Source organism: Sphingobacterium tabacisoli (genome assembly GCF_017908035.1).
Taxonomy (GTDB): domain Bacteria; phylum Bacteroidota; class Bacteroidia; order Sphingobacteriales; family Sphingobacteriaceae; genus Sphingobacterium; species Sphingobacterium tabacisoli.
Map to the genome: position 1 here is coordinate 1252200 of NZ_JAEQMU010000001.1, position 18672 is coordinate 1270871.

The following is an 18672-nucleotide window of genomic DNA, read 5'->3' on the forward strand; positions in this document are numbered from 1 at the left end:
GATAAGTACACGTGCGCAATAGCAAATTCGCTTCACTGATCGGTCTTCCTTGGTATAGCTGGCTAAAAATAGGCATTAGTATTGCCGTTTTTACGGGCATTACTTCTGTGGTGTTTTTAAATGCATTAAACTATGTTGGAGACCTACGTGAACAACAACAGTTTTTGCTACTTGGGCTACCAGTAGCTGGCCTATTGATTGTGTTTTTATACCAACGTTATGGCGGAGCGGCAAGTAAGGGTAATAACCTCCTGTTTGAAGAGTATTATAATCCTAAAGGAAATATTCCTCTATTAATGGCTCCTTTGGTTATTGTAGCTACCCTATTGACGCACCTCTTCGGTGGATCTGCAGGCCGTGAGGGAACCGCTGTCCAATATGGCGGGACTTATGCCGATTTTATCGCAAAGAAAATGGGGCTGAACAAAACCCAAACGAGGATAACGCTGATATGCGGAATCGCTGCAGGGTTTGCTTCTCTCTTTGGCACTCCGCTCGCTGGTGTGGTCTTTTCGATCGAGCTATTTCGTTTGGGCAAATTACGCTACAAGGCGATAATACCTGCACTTCTAACCGCTTACCTGTCACACGGTGTCTGCCTGTTGCTTCAGGCACCGCACACCCACTACCCTTTTTTAGACTTCCAACTGTTCCAAATCCAGGATATTCATTGGGTCATACTCTTTGCTATACTCGCTGGTGTAGTAGCGCGTCTTTTCACCTATACAGGAGATATGCTGAGCCATCTATTCAAGAGAATAGATAATCCGTACTGGCGTGTGGTGATAGGGTCTTTGGTCATACTCGCTATTATTGCTTATATAGGCAATACCAAATATATTGGACTCGGTATACCGACCATTTTAGAGTCATTCGAACAGCCTCAATCGGGTATAGATTTCTTAGCTAAGATCGTGCTCACCTGCCTGACACTGAGTGTCGGATTCAAAGGAGGAGAAGTAACTCCCTTGTTCTTTATCGGAGCAACGTTTGCTAGCTTCCTTTCGATATATATCCCTCTCCCCCTGTTGGTGATTACGGGGCTTGGCTTTGTTTCTGTCTTTTCTGGCAGCACTAAAACTCCCTTTGCCTGTGCAATTATGGCTGCAGAGCTGTTTGGAATCTATATTTTACCTTTTGCCTTGCTATCAACGCTTATAGCAGCATTCGTCTCGGGACAGAAGGGAATATACAGCAGTCAAAAAAACAGGAAAATGATCAAACGGGGCTAACCTACAGGAGCAACACTTTCCACGCCATCACCACATCGTCACTATCAAGATATTCTTTTGCTTTCAACTGTAAATGGGTATCCCTAGAACTCTCGTCTCCAATAAATGCATTGGTCAATTCTAATATCTCTGGAAGACGCCGAATAGCATCGACCTCGTCTTCCGAAGGCAAACTCTCCATACGAGCTAGCTTCTCTTTATCTAGGGTCGTAAGGACAACCGAATCCCGTACAAAGGGAGGTAATTTACTAACGCTCATCATACTCTATTTTCAGTTACCTAATCGACACTAAGTTTTTTGATGATTTCGTCCGCAAATTCACTAGTCTTCAACAAGGTAGCTCTCTCCATCAGATTGAAAAAATCTACGGTGACCTTTTTTTCCTTTATGGTTTCACCCAAAGCATTTTTAATAGCATCAGCAGCCTCATTCCAGCCCATATACTCCAACATCATAACACCGCTCAAAATAACGGATGAAGGATTCATGGTATCTGTATTGGCAAATCTGGGAGCTGTACCATGTGTAGCTTCAAAAATAGCATACCCGGTCTTATAATTGATATTCGCTCCGGGAGCAATACCGATCCCACCAACCATAGCAGCCAGGGCATCAGAAATATAATCTCCATTAAGGTTCAAAGTCGCTACAACAGAGAAATCCCGTGGTGCGAGCAATATCTGTTGTAAGAAATTATCAGCTATAATGTCTTTGATAATAATCTTGCCTGCGTGTTGCGCCTCCTTTTGTTCCTCATTGGCGGCATCCTGTCCCTTTTCGGCTTTTGTACGCTCCCACTGCCCCCAAGTATAGGTATGGGCAGCAAACTCGTTTTCAGCCACCTCAAATCCCCATTGCTTAAATGCGCCTTCGGTATATTTCATGATATTACCTTTGTGCACCAACGCTACCGATGGTAGGTTGTGTGACATGGCATATTCGATTGCGGCGCGGACCAATCTTTTAGAACCTTCTTCAGAGACTAGTTTTATTCCGACCCCTGTCGTATCAGAAAAGTCATATGCTACGCCCAATTCGTCAGATAAAAAACCTTGTAGCCGATGGGCCTCATCACTACCAGCCGCGAATTCAATCCCGGCATATATATCTTCGGTATTCTCCCGAAAGACGACCATGTCAACGTATTCAGGGTGTTTCACTGGTGAAGGTACTCCTTCGTACCATACTGTAGGGCGTAAGCACACATACAGATCCAACTCCTTCCGTAAGGCTACATTCAATGAACGGATACCACCACCAATAGGTGTCGTTAGTGGCCCTTTTATCCCAACCAGATACGTCTTAAAAGTAGCTAAAGTTTCTTCTGGCAACCAGCTTCCTGTCAGCTCAAATGCCTTCTCTCCTGCCAATACCTCTCTCCATACAATACTCCGCTTACCGTTATAACAAGCTTTGACCGCTTCGTCGAATACACGGACTGAGGCTTTCCAAATATCAGGACCAATTCCATCTCCAATAATAAAAGGAATGATAGGTGCATCGGGCACCTGCAGTTTACCTTTCGAATCCACAGTTATTTTTCCACTCATAGCTATCAGTTTTGTTTTTCTTTATTAAACATATTACCAATCTCACGGCTTATCTTTCTGAAAATAGGTGCTGTCTGAATGTGTTCATATTCATCTATATGAGAGTCAGCCTGACGACTAGGGAATAACAAGATTAAGTTCTGGTTTTTATAGTAGCGTCCCACTCTTCGCGCCAAACCATCCAAAGAATCGCGGTAAGAGACTTCTCCATTTCGAGAAGACACAAAAACAAGTAAAGAGTCGACATTACTAAATGTCGCCAAGCCGTAGATATTGTCCCAATCTTCATAATTTGAAAAATGCAGAGGTACACTGGATTTAAGAAGTTTTTGAACTTCTTCTGTCGCCCCTACTGTCCTCGAATTACAAATAAAGTTCACTGGAAGGGATAATTCTTGCGCTAGCTTCAATATCTTTTCCATCCAATAAGTAAATCCAAATTCAGACTCTGCCAAAGGAGGTACAAATACGGTAATGGACTTATGTGAAATCAATGGCTTCTCAAGCCTACACATAAATAAAGTAGTGTCTGTTGTATTTAGAATACTCTCCGTCTTTTCACCCACAATCTTCTCTACAAATGAAACAGCACTAGGCCAGCCCATAATGATACAGTCAGCAAAAACGTGTCTCGACATTCTAGAGATGCCAGCGGCAATATTATAGTCAATAGTAGTCACCAGTTCAACCTCTGTCTCCGAGCCTGAAGCATACTTGGCCATACTATCAAGGTTCCTCCGGGCTTCTATCAAATTACGTTCGGCCCGTTCGTTGTCAGGGACGACGCTCAAAATACTTAATGGGTAATGAGACTTCTTGGATTTGATTAAAGTCGCAAAATCCAAAATAGGTTCCATGGTGCTAAGATTGGCGATGGGAATCATTATTTGCTCTTCCCCCTCTTCTACATGCTCCACATGTGCATCATCCTGATGTCCCTCCATGACGACTTTCTTAGATGCACTCTCTGTGACCATGGTCGCTACGATACAGGTTACCAGAATAAGTAGAATGGTACCATTCAACACATTTTCATCAATAATATTATTACTGTACCCCACCATGATGACGGCGAGAGTTGCGGCGGCATGGGCATTGCTCAATCCAAAGATTAGGTTTCTTTGATTCTTCGAATATTTAAAAATCAACTGGGTAACTGTGGCGGCCAAATATTTACCAGATATAGCGACAACGGTCAATGTACCTGCCACAATAAGTGCCATCGGTCCCTTTGTCAATACACTCACGTCTACAATCATCCCCACAGAAATCAAAAAGAAAGGAATAAAAATAGCATTACCAATAAACTCTATACGGTTCATAAGTGCCGAAGAGTGTGGAATTAACTTATTTAATGCTAGTCCAGCAACAAAGGCTCCTATGATAGGCTCCAACCCGGCCATCTCCGCCAAGAAAGCTGCAAAGAATACTACAGTAAGCACAAAAATATAATGCCCTGTTTTTTCCGATTCGATTCTTTCGAAAAACCACTTCGCGATTTTAGGAATGATACCGAACATAATGAAAAGGAAGATGGCAAATGAAACGCCTAAAGTAACCCAGAACTCTTGATTTATATTTCCTTGGGAAGCGCCCGTGATAACAGCTAGAATAATCAAAACTGCCGTATCTGTCAATATCGTGCCTCCTATGGTAATGGCGACAGCTTCATGTTTTGAAATACCATATCTATTAACAATAGGATAAGAAACCAATGTGTGGGTAGCAAACATACTCGCAATCAATATGCTGGGCAACACGTCATATCCCAATAGGTAATGACAAACAGGAAAACCTATAGCTATTGGAATCGCAAAAGTAAAAAAACCAAACATCACGCTCTTGTGCTTGGTTTTCTTAAACTCATTCATATCCAACTCAAGTCCCGCAATAAACATGATATATAAAAGACCAATCGTCGAAAAAAGATTTACCGCTGAGCTCTTCTCCAGCCAGTTAAGCCCATGAGGTCCAATAATGACCCCAGAAAGAATCAAACCTATAATACCAGGTACACGTATCGGCCGCAATAATATGGGCGACAAGAGTATTATAAAAAGTACTAAAGAAAAGACAAGTACGGGGTTAGTGAGAGGGGCTTCAAATGCGTCAGCTAAATGTTCAAAAATCTTACTACTCATAAATCGACTATAGTTCGTTTAATTACAACACACTGCAACTCTTACATTGCAAATCGTAGGTAAAGTACGAAAAAAAGTAGATTTTTGGAAAAATCAGGGTCTTTTAAGGATTACTTGAATTGTATTGTTTTAATAGGAGAAATGCGCGAGATCAACATAGAGGGAATAAAAAGCGTCAATAAGGCAATAAAAACAATACTCAGATTAAGAATAACGACTGTTACAAAGTCTATCGACATCGGTACGTATTCAATATAATAAATCATTGGGTCCAACTTAAAGAATCTTGTTTCATTTTGGAGCAGGTAAATAAATAAAGCAACGCTATTTCCAATCAATAATCCATATCCGATCAAATACAATGAATTCAGCAGAAATATCTTCCGTATCTCTCTATTAATCATCCCCAAAGCCTTCAACATCCCGATTAAAAAGGTTCGCTCCAAGATGGTAATCAGCAGTGATGATATCATATTGATTACGGCAACAATTACCATAAGCACAAAAATAATGTCATCGTTCATATCCAGCATCTTCAACCAGTTGAAGATATCGGCCAAATGCTCCACAATATTCATGGATTTCATTTCTAAAGGCAGGACATCATCTACCTCTTTGGTAGTTGCTTCCAACTGCTCAAAATCTTTAATCCGAATTTCATAAGCCCCGGCATCGCGATCTCCTAAATTGTTAAGACGTCGAATCAAATCCAACGAACCAATGACATAATTTTTATCCAATTCCTCTGAATTAGTACGAAATATGCCACGGACGACAAATTTACGTTTGCGGGTTCTATTGTCCTGCACAAAAGACATAACAAACCCATCATTCAACTGTATCTTCAGTCGTTCGGCCAAATAGGCTGATATTAACAATTGGCTATCTCCATCTTCAGCCTGAAGATTTAAGGTATCTCCTTTTACCAATGTCTTTGCTAGAAATGATTGATCATAAGTAGACTCTACTCCTTTCAATAACACCCCTTCGACCTCTCCATTGACATTCATGATTCCAACCTTCGTAGCAAAAGGCGAGATAGAAACAACATTGGGGAGATTTCGAATTTCGTCCAGCTTTGCAGTAGAAAGAGAGATTGGCGCATTCTCCGCCTGGCTCAAATCCTGTTTGGTAATAATTATATCGCTAAAAAAACCACGCTGCTTTGCCGTTATCTCATCCTTAAACCCTCTTAAAATCGCTACAGAGAGTAATATTGCAATAATTGCCAAGGCTAAAGCACCAATAGTGACACGCACAATGAGCTTAGAAAAGGTACGTTGTCCCTTAAATATGATTCGCCTCGCAATAAATAATGGAAAATTCAAGCTGAAATATAATTTTGTAACTTCGCAAAGTTAACAATTTTTGCAACTTGACAAACGAGACGTTTCGGCGTTTCTAAAATAAAAAACTATATATGCGTATAATCTTTATGGGCACGCCCGACTTTGCTGTAGCTTCTCTAAAAGCGCTACTCGATGCTGGACAAAACGTGGTAGCGGTAGTCACTAGCCCGGACAAACCAGCAGGGCGTGGACAAAAGCTACATCAATCAGCCGTGAAACTATTTGCCTTGGAGAACAACCTCCCCGTATTGCAACCCGAAAAACTCCGGGCTCCCGATTTCTTAGCGGCACTCGAATCCTATCAAGCCGATCTACAGGTTGTAGTTGCTTTTCGCATGCTTCCTGAAGTTGTTTGGAATATGCCTCCCCTGGGCACTATAAACGTCCACGCTTCTCTACTACCGCAGTACCGGGGCGCTGCTCCTATCAACCATGCCATTATCAATGGTGAAAAAGAAAGTGGTGTAACCACATTCCTACTGCAACAAGAAATAGACACAGGCAACATATTGCTGAATGAAAAAGTATCAATAGAAGACAATGATACTGCAGGAATATTGCATGACAAATTAATGCATGCAGGAGCAAGAACATTAATAAAAACAATACAAGGATTAGAAAACGGCAGTATCACAGCTATTCCGCAAGACGAGACGGATAGTAAATCCCTCAAACATGCCCCAAAGATTTTTAAAGAAGATTGTGTTATCGATTGGAACAACTCTACGGAGCAGATTTACAATAAAATTAGAGGCTTGAGCCCTTATCCGGCAGCATATACCTTATTGGATGGTAAAGTTTTAAAAATTTACGAGGCCAATAAAGAGCAAAATTCTTCAAAAAACACAGCAGGAACTTTTGATACCGATGGTAAAAGTTTCCTAAAATTCAACACAACAGACGGCTGCATCAACTTAATCTCCTTACAGATTGAAGGTAAAAAGCGGATGTCCGTTGAAGAATTCTTAAGAGGTTATCGTTTTGACTAGGAGTCCCTACTTAGTGTCTTCTTGATAAACTATAATATCCCCAGGTTGGCAGTCAAGCGCTCGACAAATGGCTGCCAACGTGCTTAAACGAATCGCCTTAGCTTTTTGATTTTTTAATATGGAAAGATTAGAAAGCGTTATACCAACGCGCTCACTGAGTTCATTTAAAGAAACCTTTCTCTTTGCCATAACTTCATCCAAACGTATTACTATACCCATAACCCTATGTTGTTTTAATTTTCTTTCTTATAAAACATTTTTCCAAAAAAAAGGTTTTAAACATAGAATATTATTTTAAACATGACAATATGTAACAGGATACAAATTTGGAACGATTTTTGATGTTAATTATCTGTTTTACTATCTTGCATAACTACCTCAAAATGAGTAAATAAATTACAATTTTGTTACACTCAGTAATCGTATTTTTTTGTATTTTTGCAACATTCCAGAAGAAAGGTATAAATTTTAATGAGACAGCTCAAAATTACACAATCGATCACGAATCGTGAATCTCAATCTCTTGACAAGTATTTACATGAAATTGGTAAAGTTGACTTGATTACTGCTGAAGAAGAAGTAATCTTAGCACAACGGATTCGCGAGGGAGATCAGGTGGCATTAGAAAAATTAACAAAAACCAACTTACGATTCGTCGTATCCGTAGCTAAACAGTATCAAAATCAAGGTCTTACTTTAGGAGACTTGATCAACGAAGGAAATCTAGGACTTATAAAAGCTGCTAAACGATTTGACGAAACAAAAGGTTTTAAATTCATTTCTTATGCTGTGTGGTGGATTCGTCAATCTATTTTGCAAGCTATCGCTGAACAATCACGTATCGTACGCCTTCCCCTTAACCAAGTGGGATCATTAAGCAAGATCAGCAAAGCTTTCTCAAAACTAGAACAAGAATACGAAAGAGAGCCTTCTCCAGAAGAATTAGCAGACATCTTAGAAACAACTGTAGACAAGGTATCCGATACATTAAGTAACTCAGGTAGACACGTGTCCATGGACGCTCCTTTTGTACAAGGAGAAGAAAACACCCTACTCGATGTATTAGAGAACTCAGACCCAGATACAGATAGTTCATTAATAGATGAGTCATTATCCGAAGAGATCAAAAGATCTTTATCGACTTTGACAGAACGCGAACGCGAAATTATTGTGTTGTTCTTCGGTCTAGGATCCAATCACCCACTTTCACTTGAAGAAATCGGTGAAAAATTCAGCTTAACGAGAGAGCGTGTACGTCAGATAAAAGACAAGGCATTACAACGCTTACGCCACACCTCCCGTAGCAAAATTTTAAAATCTTATTTAGGTTAACACAAACAACCAATAAAGGAAAAGCGCAAGAGAATATCTTGCGCTTTATTTTTTTGATATATTTTATAGCTTATTGACCATAACTGGTCTTTACCGTAATATTAGCCGTCTTCAACCTAGAGCTTGTATTAAACACGCCACCGTAAGAAAAGTCTTCATTATCATTTTGCCCGGTAATCTGAAATATCCCAAGATCAGCGCGTAGCAAAGTACCTAATCTCGAACCAGATTCTTTCGCTATATTTTCCGCACGAGCCTTTGCATTCTGCGAAGCTTCAGCAATCAACGAAAGTTTTAAGTCTTCTAGTTTAGAGTAATAATAATTAGGAGAATTCGAACTAAGCTCTACCCCCTGAGAAATCAACGTTGAAATTTCCCGTGATGCATTGTCCACCTTATCCAGATCTCTAGATTCTACGCTCAGAACCTGGGTCAAACTATAGCCAGAAAAAGTATTATAACTATTTCCACGCTCGTCGGTATGGTAAGAGAAATCCTTTGATATATTAACCGCCTCAAACAAAATTTCATTTTCCTTTATACCTCGCTGAACCAAAAAATTCTTGACCATATCCCGGTCTCGCTTCAACTGCTCCGAAGCTTCACTAAGATCCATAGATTTGCGGCTATAGGACGCACTCCATTTAACAATATCAGACTCAAAGTCTTTCTTTGCATTTCCTGTTACATTTATCGTATTGCTCACTTTAAACTTGTACTTATAAGCACCAGCCAATAAAAAAGCAGAAACGACTAAAGCTAAAGCCGCTACAACACTGATTACAATTCCCGTTGATTTCATATGTATATAATTTGTCTTTTATCTGTCATATGGAATATCCAAACTATATTATGCACGATTTTATTACTGTTGCTGTGCATGCTGCTTCGCGGTCATTCGTGTTTGTGCAGTTGTTGCTACATGGATATTTCATATGTATATAATTATTCTATGATCCGCCAACCTAGCGGATCGGTTTGTTTTCATTATCCACCTTATCCTCTTCTATTCACCCCCTATATATAATAATTTACGTGCCAAAAATGACATATCCCTCCTTGTATGTAATTTTTCTATTCGCTATTCGCGAATACGCCTCATTTTATCTAAGTTTGATCTAACTGAACAATCTTTTATTACATGAAGAAAACCATATCAACGTTTATTATTTGTAGCGTAACACTACCAAGTCTTATTGCACAAAAAAAACCGATAGACCATTCCAGTTATGATTTATGGAAAAATATCTCAAGTGTAGATGTGTCTAAGTCTGGAAATTATATTTTCTACACTGTAAGTCCACAGGAAGGAGATGGATATATCGATTTAAAGGACAAAAAAAACAATCTATTGCAACGCTTCGAACGTGGCACTTCACCAAAAATGACGAAAAGGGAGGATTTTTTGATTACTTTGATAAAACCACCATTCAAAGACACTCGTGAGGCTAAAATCAAAAAGAAGAAAAGTGATGATTTCCCCAAAGACTCTTTAGCCATATTCAATATCAATAGTCAAAGCAGAATATCTCTTGGCGCTATAAAAAGCTATAAATTAGCATACTACCCAACTAATTTCATAGCCTATACACAAGAGCTGAATAGTTCGACAACAACTGACAGCCTAGCAGTTAAAACGGACTCCACTGCATCTAAGTCTCCGAAAAAGAGCGGTATAGCGAAAAAGGAAAATGTGCTAATACTCCAGCAGCTTCAAACAAAAGATACAGTCCAATTCCGAAAAACAGACAGCTATCTCTTCAGTAACGATGAGAAATATCTTGTTTTCAGCAAAAAGACAGAAACCAAAGATAGCTCTAATGCTGACGGTCTATATATTTACGATCTCGCAAAAAAATCGTTGAAGAAAATCAGCAACGGAAAAGGTGTATATAAAAACATGACGTTTGATGACCAAAGCAATCGTCTGTCTTTTCTAGCGGACAAGAGTCCTGAAAAAGCCTTACAAAAAGATTTCAGACTTTACCTATATCATATAGGCCAAGATACTGCCCATGTAATTGCAGACAAAAATACCAAGGGAATTCCGTCAGAATGGCACGTATCTGGTGATGGTCAACTCAATTTTGACGAAAGCTCCAAAAGACTGTTTTTTGGCCTAGCCCCTATTCCAGCAGTCAAAGATACTACACTGGTAGATTTCGAAAATGCAAAGGTGGACATATGGCACTGGAAGGACGATTACCTAATGACACAGCAACTTGTCAATCTTAAAAAAGATATGAGCAAGAGCTATGACGCAGTCTACAATCTCGAGACCAATCAACTAATCGCACTTACTGATGACACCTTCGATCGTACAGCTTATACTGATGCAGCTACACAGGAGTGGATTCTAGCGACTTCTTCTCTTGGAAATAGAATAGCCTATCAATGGCAAGCGTTTCAATTACAACAGATCTACGCTATATCAACACGGACAGGAGAAAGAAAGTCTATAAAATCTGATTGGCAAGGGCAGGCTTTTCTATCCCCTGACGCAAACTACATTGTGCTATTTGACGAAACAGAAGGTAACTGGTATAGCCACCATATCGCGAGCGGAACAGAACAACTCCTAAACAAGGGCCTGAATGTAAAGTTTGCCGACGAGGAAAATGACATGCCTACAGCAGCAGCAGCTTACGGCATCGCCGCTTGGGCCGAAGACAACCGAGGGATCTATATCAACGACAGATATGACGTTTGGTACTTTTCACTTGATGGAAAGACACAAAAATCTATCACAAATCAGTTTGGAAGGGCTAATGCTATTGTGCTTAGACCATTACTGATAAAAGATGGCACGCCGAGAGACCGAACTACGAAAATAAAAGACAATACCACATTGTTGCTGACTAGCTTTAACGAGAAGAGCAAAGAAAATGGAATCTTCTCCTTATTGCTTTCAAAAAAACAAAATCCAACAGAAATTCTTCAGGACAAGTTTACCTTTAAAAATTTCAAAACAGATGATAAGAGCAACATCTATGTCTATACCAAAGAGAATTATACCTCGAGCCCGGACCTATATAGCACTACCGACTTTAAGGTAGAACAACGTCTCACAGATATCAATCCTCAACAGCGGGAATACAACTGGGGAACGGCTGAGTTGGTGAAATGGACAACACCACACGGATATCCGGCGGAAGGAATACTCTATAAACCTGAAAACTTTGACCCAAATAAGAAATATCCGATAATAGCCTATTTCTACGAAAGACTATCTCAGGGATTGTACAGCTATCAAGCCCCGGCCCCAACGCCATCAAGGCTTAATATTCCGTATTTCGTCAGTAATGAATACCTTGTTTTTGCACCCGATATTCGCTATCAAACTGGGCATCCCGGAAGATCCGCCGAAGAGTATATCAACTCCGGCATGCGTTATCTAGCAAAAAACAACTGGGTCGACTCTACTAAAATGGCTATTCAAGGTCAAAGCTGGGGAGGATACCAAGTTGCTCACCTTATTACAAGAACCAACATGTATGCTGCCGCTTGGACAGGAGCACCTGTCGTCAATATGACTTCTGCCTATGGCGGTATCCGCTGGGGCACGGGCATGTCGAGACAGTTTCAATATGAGAAAACCCAGAGCCGCCTAGGTGCTACCCTATGGGAAGATAGAGAACTTTATATTGAGAACTCGCCACTCTTCTTTATGGATAAGGTAAATACCCCAGTAGCGATCATGCACAATGACAACGACGGCGCAGTGCCATGGTATCAAGGGATTGAAATGTTTACTGCTCTCCGAAGATTAGGCAAGCCTGCATGGTTACTCAACTATAATGGGGACGACCACAATTTAATACAACGCCAGAACAGAAAAGACATACAAATTAGACAAAGTCAGTTCTTCGACCACTTTTTAAAGGGCAAACCAGCAGCAGAATGGATAAAATCAGGAGTTAAAGCCACAAATAAAGGAACAAACTGGGGATTCAGCACAGAATAACAAAATAAAACATCAATAAACAACCAAAAAGCTCTAGAAAACAAAAAATCTAGAGCTTTTTCATTTATTTTTTAAAAAAAATGAAAAAAAATAAAATTATCATTGTATTTTTGAACAACAAAAGACAACAATAGCACAAAAAACACAACCAACTCCACAACAAAATGTCAAACATCAGATTCGAATCCGTAAATGCAGCATCTTCTAGGCATGCATTACCCGAAGAAAAGGTCGTAACCAAAAGAGCAACTACTATTTTTGGTAAAAATGTTTTCACCAGTGCAAAAATGAAAGATTTCTTACCCAAGAATACTTTCAAAGAATTAACAAAAGCAATTGAGGAAAGTGGGCCAATATCTCGCGATATTGCCGAATTCATTGCTCAAGCAATGAAGACTTGGGCGCTCCAAAATGGCGTTTCTCATTACACTCACTGGTTCCAACCGCTGACGGGCAGTACTGCTGAAAAACATGATGCTTTTTTTGAGCCGGATGAAAATGGTGATGCCATCGAAAAATTCACAGCCGACGCCCTTGTACAACAAGAGCCGGATGCTTCTTCTTTTCCAAATGGGGGAATCCGCAATACATTCGAAGCTCGCGGATACACTGCTTGGGACCCTTCCTCCCCTGCTTTCATTTATGAATCTGCTGCAGGAAAGACATTGTGTATCCCTACAGTTTTTGTTTCCTACACAGGTGAGTCTTTAGACTACAAAGCGCCTTTATTAAAAGCCGTAAATGCGATCGATAAAGCAGCTATTGATGTAGCGCAATACTTTGACAAAGCAGTTACAAAAGTAAATACATCGCTTGGTATCGAGCAAGAGTACTTTTTGGTTGACTTATCACTATACAATGCCCGTCCAGACTTGCAACTGACAGGTAGAACACTTTTTGGCCACATGTCAGCCAAAGGACAGCAACTCGAAGATCACTATTTTGGAGCTATCCCTGAACGTGTTCTGGCATTTATGGTTGACTTAGAAAATGAAGCTCTCAAACTTGGAATCCCACTAAAAACCCGCCATAATGAGGTCGCTCCTTCGCAGTTCGAATGTGCTCCAATGTTCGAAGAAATCAATCTTGCCATAGACCACAATCAATTACTTATGAATGTGATGGAGCAAGTTGCTATACGTCACAACTTCAAAGTGTTATTACATGAGAAACCTTACTCTGGCGTCAATGGGTCAGGAAAACATAATAACTGGTCACTGATTACAAACACAGGGATCAATTTACTATCTCCTGGAAAAACGCCAAAGAACAACCTTATGTTCTTAACGTTCTTTGTAAACACAATCAAAGCAGTACACGAGTACGCAGATTTGTTACGTGCGTCTATTGCAAGTCACAGTAACGATCACCGTCTAGGAGCAAATGAAGCCCCTCCTGCTATCATATCTATCTTTTTAGGATCGCAACTTGACGAACTATTGGATGAGATAGAATCAGCTCGCGTAGCGAAGAAAGTGAAGTCAGAGGCGAATCTTTGGCACGGTATCCCAAAAATCCCGGAACTTAAATTGGACAACACAGACCGCAACAGAACCTCTCCTTTTGCTTTTACAGGTAATAAATTTGAATTTCGCGCGGTAGGTTCGTCAGCCAATTCGGCATTACCGATGACAGTATTAAATGCAATAGTTGCGGCGCAGTTGATCGAATTTAAAGCTGAAGTAGATAAACAAATCAAAAAAGGAACGAAAAAAGACTTAGCTATTTTAAATGTATTGCGGAAATACATTAAAGACTCTAGAGCTATTCGTTTCGAAGGCAATGGATACAGTGACGAGTGGGCTCAAGAAGCTGAATTAAGAGGCTTATCAAATATCAAGTCAACACCAAAATCGCTGGATATCTATGTTAAAGAAGAAACTGTCGCCCTATTTGAACGTCTGGGAATTTATTCTAAACGCGAATCGGAAGCACGTCATGAAATTTTATTAGAGAACTTCTATAAAAAACTGCAAATAGAAGCCCGTGTTATCGGAGAGGTTGTAAATAGTCAAATTGCTCCTGCCTGCTTTACTTATCAGAACGAATTGATACAAAATGTCAGAGGTTTGAAAGATCTAGGTTTGGCCAAAGAAGCTTATTCCTCGCAATTAAATCTAGTTGAACGCATCTCTAAGCATGCAAATACAATCTTAGAAAAATCAGAAGAAATGCGTCAAGCTCGTAAAAAAGCAAATACCATTGAAGACCTGCGTGAAAAAGCAATTGCTTATGACGAAATCGTGAAGCCATATTTTGATGAGATACGGTACCACGTGAACAAATTGGAGAAAATAGTTGACGATTCAAAATGGCCATTACCGAAGCTTCGAGAACTTCTCTTTATCCATTAGTATCTAACCCTACATCATATTAAACTCAAAGGCGCCTCAAATATAGGCGCCTTTTTTTATCAGCCCCCTCCCAACTTTAGCTTCGGTCCAGTCGTCTCGTTGCGAATACTGTACATGCTTCTTCGGGGCCATCCAGAGTATGTACAGTCTTTTATCCATCAATATTTCAGATGTTTGTGCGTGAAACTCATGGATATTTCATATAAAAATGGTTTATTTGAGATTTATTGTTATTTTTCCTCAATAAATAGTACACACAAATGAAAACGATAGGCATAATTCCCGCACGATACGATTCTTCAAGATTTCCTGGTAAACCTTTGGTAGATATTGGAGGACTTAGTATGATACAACGGGTATACAATCAGGCTAAACATGCTTCATCACTAAGTGAAGTCATTGTTGCTACAGATGACCAACGAATATATGACCATATCAAGAGTTTTGGTGGAAATGTCGCAATGACAAAAGCAACACATCAATCCGGAACCGACCGCTGTGCTGAGGTCATCGAAAATATCCAAGGGTTTGATGTCGTTATAAATATACAGGGGGACGAACCTTTTATCGACCCACAACAAATCGATCTATTAACGACCTGCTTCGAACGTCCTCAGACCCAAATCGCAACATTGGTTCGCAAAGTCGAAAACGCTGAAGAATTATTCAATGAAAACAAACCGAAAGTAGTATTGAGTAAAAATGGAGAAGCGATTTATTTTTCTAGACAGACAGTTCCCTTTTTAAGAGGAGCGAAAAAAGAAGACTGGTTAAAACTGCGTCCTTACTACAATCACATTGGTATCTATGGCTATCGCGTGGATGTATTAAAGGAAATTGCGAATCTACCCTATTCTGATTTGGAAGCAATGGAAGCGCTGGAGCAGCTACGGTGGTTAGATAACGGATTCAGGATTAATACCGCAATATCCAATCATACGAATGATGCGATAGATACCCCAGAGGATTTACAGCAGATTATGCAGAAGTATTTCAAAAGTTGAGGCTAAAAAACATTAGCCTCAAAACTACAGATGTTGTTCATAACGTAATTGAGCCGCCATACCATCTAGTACAACGTCTTGCAATTCTTCCATTTCTTTATACGCTTGAATCAATTGATTGAACTGCGCAACGGTACGTGCACCTAGCAAGGCTGTACAGACAGCGGCATTACGTAAGACATAAGTTAGCGCCACAGCACTAGATGACACACCGTACTCAAAGGCAATGGATTTAACTTTTTGCTGAATGGTCTCTACTGTGCCCACATCCAGCCCCACATACCCCATAGCTGGCTTGTTAACTAAGAGACCTTGTCCCAATACTCCTCGAGCAATCACCCCTACCTCTTGCGATCTAAGAAAATCTAGATATTCCTCAGGCCGCGTATCCAACATACTATATTGCATCATATTGGATGAGATATTAGCCACTTTGGCGTAATACCCAAACACATTGGGCCTAATTGAAGAGAGTCCATAGGCTCGAATCTTACCAGACGTTTTCAATCGCTCGAACGTATCGATTACCTCATCAAAATTATCGGCAATCGTACCACCATGTAATTGATATAGGTCCAGATAATCAGTCTGTAATCTCTTCAATGAAGCATCTACAGCCCGATTGATATATTCCTTGGACACATCCCAGCCCCAACCTTCTCCTGTCTCGTTCCAAACATTCCCAACCTTTGTCGCCAATATGATTTCTTTTCGAAACGCCTTTATTCCTTTTCCCAATAGCACTTCATTCTCACCTTTCGCATACAAATCAGCCGTATCAAAATAACATACTCCTTCCGCATAGGCAGTCCTGATCAATTTCATATCAGCGGCCTCATCCTTGCCAGAAAGTGACATGGCTCCAAAACCAAGAGCCGAAACCTTTAACCCGGATTTACCAAGGTTATTCAGCAGCATCTTTACTTTTTATCTCTAAAAGCTCTACTTCAAAGATTAATGGACTGAACGGAGGAATACCTCCCGTACCACGCTCTCCGTAAGCTAGATTATAAGGAATAAAAAAACGGTATTTACTCCCAACTTTCATTAATGGAATACCAATTTGCCATCCTTTAATCACTCCTGTCAGGCGAAGGCTCAGCGCTTCGTTTCGATCATAGGAACTATCAAACTTCTCACCATTAGGTAATGTCCCTAAATAATGGACCAAGACTTCGTCTGAGACAGTTGGATGCGCACCTTCTCCTTCAGCCAACACCTCATACTGAACCCCTTCTTCGGTCACTTTAATATTCGGCTTAAGTTTATTTTTTGCCAGAAACTCCTCTCCTGGTTTACGAAGCTCTGCATTCTTCTGCTCCATCATTTTACGTACAGAAGCTTGGATTATCTCCGCGCTTTTATCCTCTGTCAATAAAACATCAGTTCCTTTATAATAGGCAGAGATACCTGCAGAAAGCATTTTTAAGTCCAAATCAAAGCTATTTCCCTTTAAAGACTTGGCGATATCCGTTCCCAATGCATAAGACAATGAATCCTTCTCTGTCTTTAAAACCAACGTATTTGTTACCGGAGCACCTTTTGAGACAGTCTTTCCTGTAGACTTACTATTACTTTGTGCTCTTACAGGTTGTTTTTTAGATTTTGTCTGCGCATTGGCAATACACAAAGAAGCCCCACTAACCATAGCGAGGGCACATATTACTTTAAATTTCATTTATGGTTATTTACAATCGTTTCTATAATAGACATAGTATGATTTGGATAATCAACAGTTATGGGATTATTATCATTCAACCACAGTTCTATATCATATTCAAATTTCTTCTTCAAGCTTTTAATAACAGGAATCCCCATTTTTTCTAAAGCTGCGGCATTCAAGTGTTGTTCATACTGATTCTTCATCGGGATTACTAAAACTTTTTTCCCTAGATACAAAGCCTCCGCTGGCGTCTCAAATCCAGCTCCGCACAAAACTCCCTCCGAAGAGGCCATACTTTTTACAAATGCATCACTATTTATCGGATTAATACTTACATTTTTATAACGTAGTGATTTGGAGTTATGCTTCGAAAAAACCTCCCACTTTGCCCCTTCAAACTTGGTTAAATGTTTTAAAAGATGTGCATCGTCATACGAAGGCAAATATACCGTATAATGTCCGTCATTTGTTGGATCCAAACTACGAATAGACTCCCGGATTACAGGTGTATAAATAGATTTATGATAAGATTTAAAATGAAATCCATAAGCATCAGAAACAGGTGCATAATTTTTCATGATAAACTTGCCCATCATATCTCCCTCCTCTGGCTTGGGACTGTCGGGATGTAATGCCCCGATCTGATGGCTCAACCCTATACAACGGATATCTTTAGTGTGGCAGGCCCAAGCGGTAATGGGTTCGAAGTCATTAATGACAAGATCGTACTTCTCCACCGGAACTGAGTTTATCTCCTGAATAAACTTCCTTATTGTAGAGCTCATAAAAGTTTTCCATAGATCCACGCCTCCACTCTTGCCAAAAATAAAGCTAAGGCCGTGTAACCGGTACTTAATCTCAAAGGGTAATGGGATATCAGCCTGAATACCACTAATCAATACGTCTACTTCACCAAATTGTTGCAAACAAGGAATTACATCCATTGCTCGACAAAGATGACCATTTCCGGTTCCTTGTATGGCGTATAATATTTTCATCGCTTATCTATAGTAAATCGAAAATACTGTTTTTTTTTCATTTGATCCGCTTTCAGTTATTAAATTATAGTTAACTCATTTGTTTTATTATATTT

At 39.9% G+C, this 18672-nt stretch carries 15 protein-coding genes; 6 read left to right on the forward strand and 9 right to left on the reverse strand.

What is annotated here, in order from left to right:
* Positions 1 to 11: 11 nt before the first annotated feature.
* Positions 12 to 1232, forward strand: a complete 1221-nt coding sequence (locus JKG64_RS05195) for a chloride channel protein (RefSeq protein WP_210353270.1) — start codon at positions 12 to 14, stop codon at positions 1230 to 1232.
* 1 nt (position 1233) lies between these two features.
* On the opposite strand, the gene JKG64_RS05200 is transcribed toward JKG64_RS05195, so the two are convergent.
* From JKG64_RS05200 to JKG64_RS05215, 4 genes are all read right to left on the reverse strand, one after another.
* Complete coding sequence (locus JKG64_RS05200) at positions 1234 to 1494, reverse strand: hypothetical protein (protein ID WP_210353271.1); 261 nt, start codon at positions 1492 to 1494, stop codon at positions 1234 to 1236.
* Between the two features lie 17 nt (positions 1495 to 1511).
* Positions 1512 to 2783: an NADP-dependent isocitrate dehydrogenase gene (icd, locus tag JKG64_RS05205; protein ID WP_210353272.1), complete on the reverse strand. Its 1272-nt coding sequence runs from the start codon at positions 2781 to 2783 to the stop codon at positions 1512 to 1514.
* A 5-nt stretch (positions 2784 to 2788) separates the two neighbouring features.
* Complete coding sequence (locus JKG64_RS05210) at positions 2789 to 4924, reverse strand: cation:proton antiporter (protein WP_210353273.1); 2136 nt, start codon at positions 4922 to 4924, stop codon at positions 2789 to 2791.
* Between the two features lie 110 nt (positions 4925 to 5034).
* Positions 5035 to 6252 carry an ABC transporter permease gene (locus JKG64_RS05215; protein ID WP_210353274.1) on the reverse strand — a complete coding sequence of 406 codons (1218 nt, stop codon included), beginning with the start codon at positions 6250 to 6252 and terminating at the stop codon, positions 5035 to 5037.
* A gap of 92 nt (positions 6253 to 6344) precedes the next feature.
* On the opposite strand from JKG64_RS05215, the gene fmt reads away from it, so the two are divergent.
* Entirely contained in the window at positions 6345 to 7262 is a 918-nt protein-coding gene (gene fmt / locus JKG64_RS05220; protein ID WP_210353275.1) for a methionyl-tRNA formyltransferase, read from the forward strand.
* 6 nt (positions 7263 to 7268) lie between these two features.
* On the opposite strand, the gene JKG64_RS05225 is transcribed toward fmt, so the two are convergent.
* Positions 7269 to 7481, reverse strand: coding sequence for a helix-turn-helix domain-containing protein (locus JKG64_RS05225; RefSeq protein WP_210353276.1), 213 nt, complete (start codon positions 7479 to 7481; stop codon positions 7269 to 7271).
* 252 nt (positions 7482 to 7733) lie between these two features.
* Between JKG64_RS05225 and JKG64_RS05230 the strand changes: the two genes are divergently transcribed.
* Positions 7734 to 8594 (forward strand): sigma-70 family RNA polymerase sigma factor, encoded by an 861-nt coding sequence (locus JKG64_RS05230; RefSeq protein ID WP_021069785.1) that lies wholly within the window; start codon positions 7734 to 7736, stop codon positions 8592 to 8594.
* 70 nt (positions 8595 to 8664) lie between these two features.
* Here JKG64_RS05230 and JKG64_RS05235 read toward each other — a convergent pair whose 3' ends face one another.
* Entirely contained in the window at positions 8665 to 9396 is a 732-nt protein-coding gene (locus JKG64_RS05235; RefSeq protein ID WP_210353277.1) for an SIMPL domain-containing protein, read from the reverse strand.
* A gap of 339 nt (positions 9397 to 9735) precedes the next feature.
* On the opposite strand from JKG64_RS05235, the gene JKG64_RS05240 reads away from it, so the two are divergent.
* From JKG64_RS05240 to kdsB, 3 genes are all read left to right on the forward strand, one after another.
* Complete coding sequence (locus JKG64_RS05240; RefSeq protein ID WP_210353278.1) at positions 9736 to 12558, forward strand: S9 family peptidase; 2823 nt, start codon at positions 9736 to 9738, stop codon at positions 12556 to 12558.
* A 164-nt stretch (positions 12559 to 12722) separates the two neighbouring features.
* On the forward strand, positions 12723 to 14912 hold the full coding sequence (locus JKG64_RS05245) for a glutamine synthetase III family protein (protein WP_210353279.1): 2190 nt from the start codon (positions 12723 to 12725) through the stop codon (positions 14910 to 14912).
* 260 nt (positions 14913 to 15172) lie between these two features.
* On the forward strand, positions 15173 to 15916 hold the full coding sequence (kdsB, locus tag JKG64_RS05250) for a 3-deoxy-manno-octulosonate cytidylyltransferase (RefSeq protein ID WP_210353280.1): 744 nt from the start codon (positions 15173 to 15175) through the stop codon (positions 15914 to 15916).
* A 24-nt stretch (positions 15917 to 15940) separates the two neighbouring features.
* On the opposite strand, the gene JKG64_RS05255 is transcribed toward kdsB, so the two are convergent.
* From JKG64_RS05255 to JKG64_RS05265, 3 genes are read right to left on the reverse strand one after another with little or no spacing between them, the layout of a single operon-like run.
* Positions 15941 to 16834, reverse strand: a complete 894-nt coding sequence (locus JKG64_RS05255; protein ID WP_210353281.1) for an aldo/keto reductase — start codon at positions 16832 to 16834, stop codon at positions 15941 to 15943.
* The gene (locus JKG64_RS05260) at positions 16821 to 17594 is read right to left on the reverse strand and encodes an FKBP-type peptidyl-prolyl cis-trans isomerase (RefSeq protein ID WP_246512480.1); all 774 of its coding nucleotides are present in this window, start codon (positions 17592 to 17594) and stop codon (positions 16821 to 16823) included. Before JKG64_RS05260 ends, JKG64_RS05255 begins: the two co-directional genes overlap by 14 nt.
* Positions 17591 to 18577 carry a glycosyltransferase family protein gene (locus tag JKG64_RS05265; RefSeq protein ID WP_210353282.1) on the reverse strand — a complete coding sequence of 329 codons (987 nt, stop codon included), beginning with the start codon at positions 18575 to 18577 and terminating at the stop codon, positions 17591 to 17593. The genes JKG64_RS05260 and JKG64_RS05265 overlap by 4 nt, the downstream gene beginning before the upstream one ends.
* Positions 18578 to 18672 lie beyond the last annotated feature (95 nt).

What these genes read in the sequence shown, in the direction of transcription:
- JKG64_RS05200 (WP_210353271.1), bottom strand. Translation starts at nt 1,494, where the DNA reads ATGATGAGCGTTAGTAAATTACCTCCCTTTGTACGGGATTCGGTTGTC.
- icd (WP_210353272.1), bottom strand. Translation starts at nt 2,783, where the DNA reads ATGAGTGGAAAAATAACTGTGGATTCGAAAGGTAAACTGCAGGTGCCC.
- JKG64_RS05210 (WP_210353273.1), bottom strand. Translation starts at nt 4,924, where the DNA reads ATGAGTAGTAAGATTTTTGAACATTTAGCTGACGCATTTGAAGCCCCT.
- fmt (WP_210353275.1), top strand. Translation starts at nt 6,345, where the DNA reads ATGCGTATAATCTTTATGGGCACGCCCGACTTTGCTGTAGCTTCTCTA.
- JKG64_RS05225 (WP_210353276.1), bottom strand. Translation starts at nt 7,481, where the DNA reads ATGGGTATAGTAATACGTTTGGATGAAGTTATGGCAAAGAGAAAGGTT.
- JKG64_RS05230 (WP_021069785.1), top strand. Translation starts at nt 7,734, where the DNA reads ATGAGACAGCTCAAAATTACACAATCGATCACGAATCGTGAATCTCAA.
- JKG64_RS05235 (WP_210353277.1), bottom strand. Translation starts at nt 9,396, where the DNA reads ATGAAATCAACGGGAATTGTAATCAGTGTTGTAGCGGCTTTAGCTTTA.
- JKG64_RS05240 (WP_210353278.1), top strand. Translation starts at nt 9,736, where the DNA reads ATGAAGAAAACCATATCAACGTTTATTATTTGTAGCGTAACACTACCA.
- JKG64_RS05245 (WP_210353279.1), top strand. Translation starts at nt 12,723, where the DNA reads ATGTCAAACATCAGATTCGAATCCGTAAATGCAGCATCTTCTAGGCAT.
- kdsB (WP_210353280.1), top strand. Translation starts at nt 15,173, where the DNA reads ATGAAAACGATAGGCATAATTCCCGCACGATACGATTCTTCAAGATTT.
- JKG64_RS05255 (WP_210353281.1), bottom strand. Translation starts at nt 16,834, where the DNA reads ATGCTGCTGAATAACCTTGGTAAATCCGGGTTAAAGGTTTCGGCTCTT.
- JKG64_RS05260 (WP_246512480.1), bottom strand. Translation starts at nt 17,594, where the DNA reads ATGAAATTTAAAGTAATATGTGCCCTCGCTATGGTTAGTGGGGCTTCT.
- JKG64_RS05265 (WP_210353282.1), bottom strand. Translation starts at nt 18,577, where the DNA reads ATGAAAATATTATACGCCATACAAGGAACCGGAAATGGTCATCTTTGT.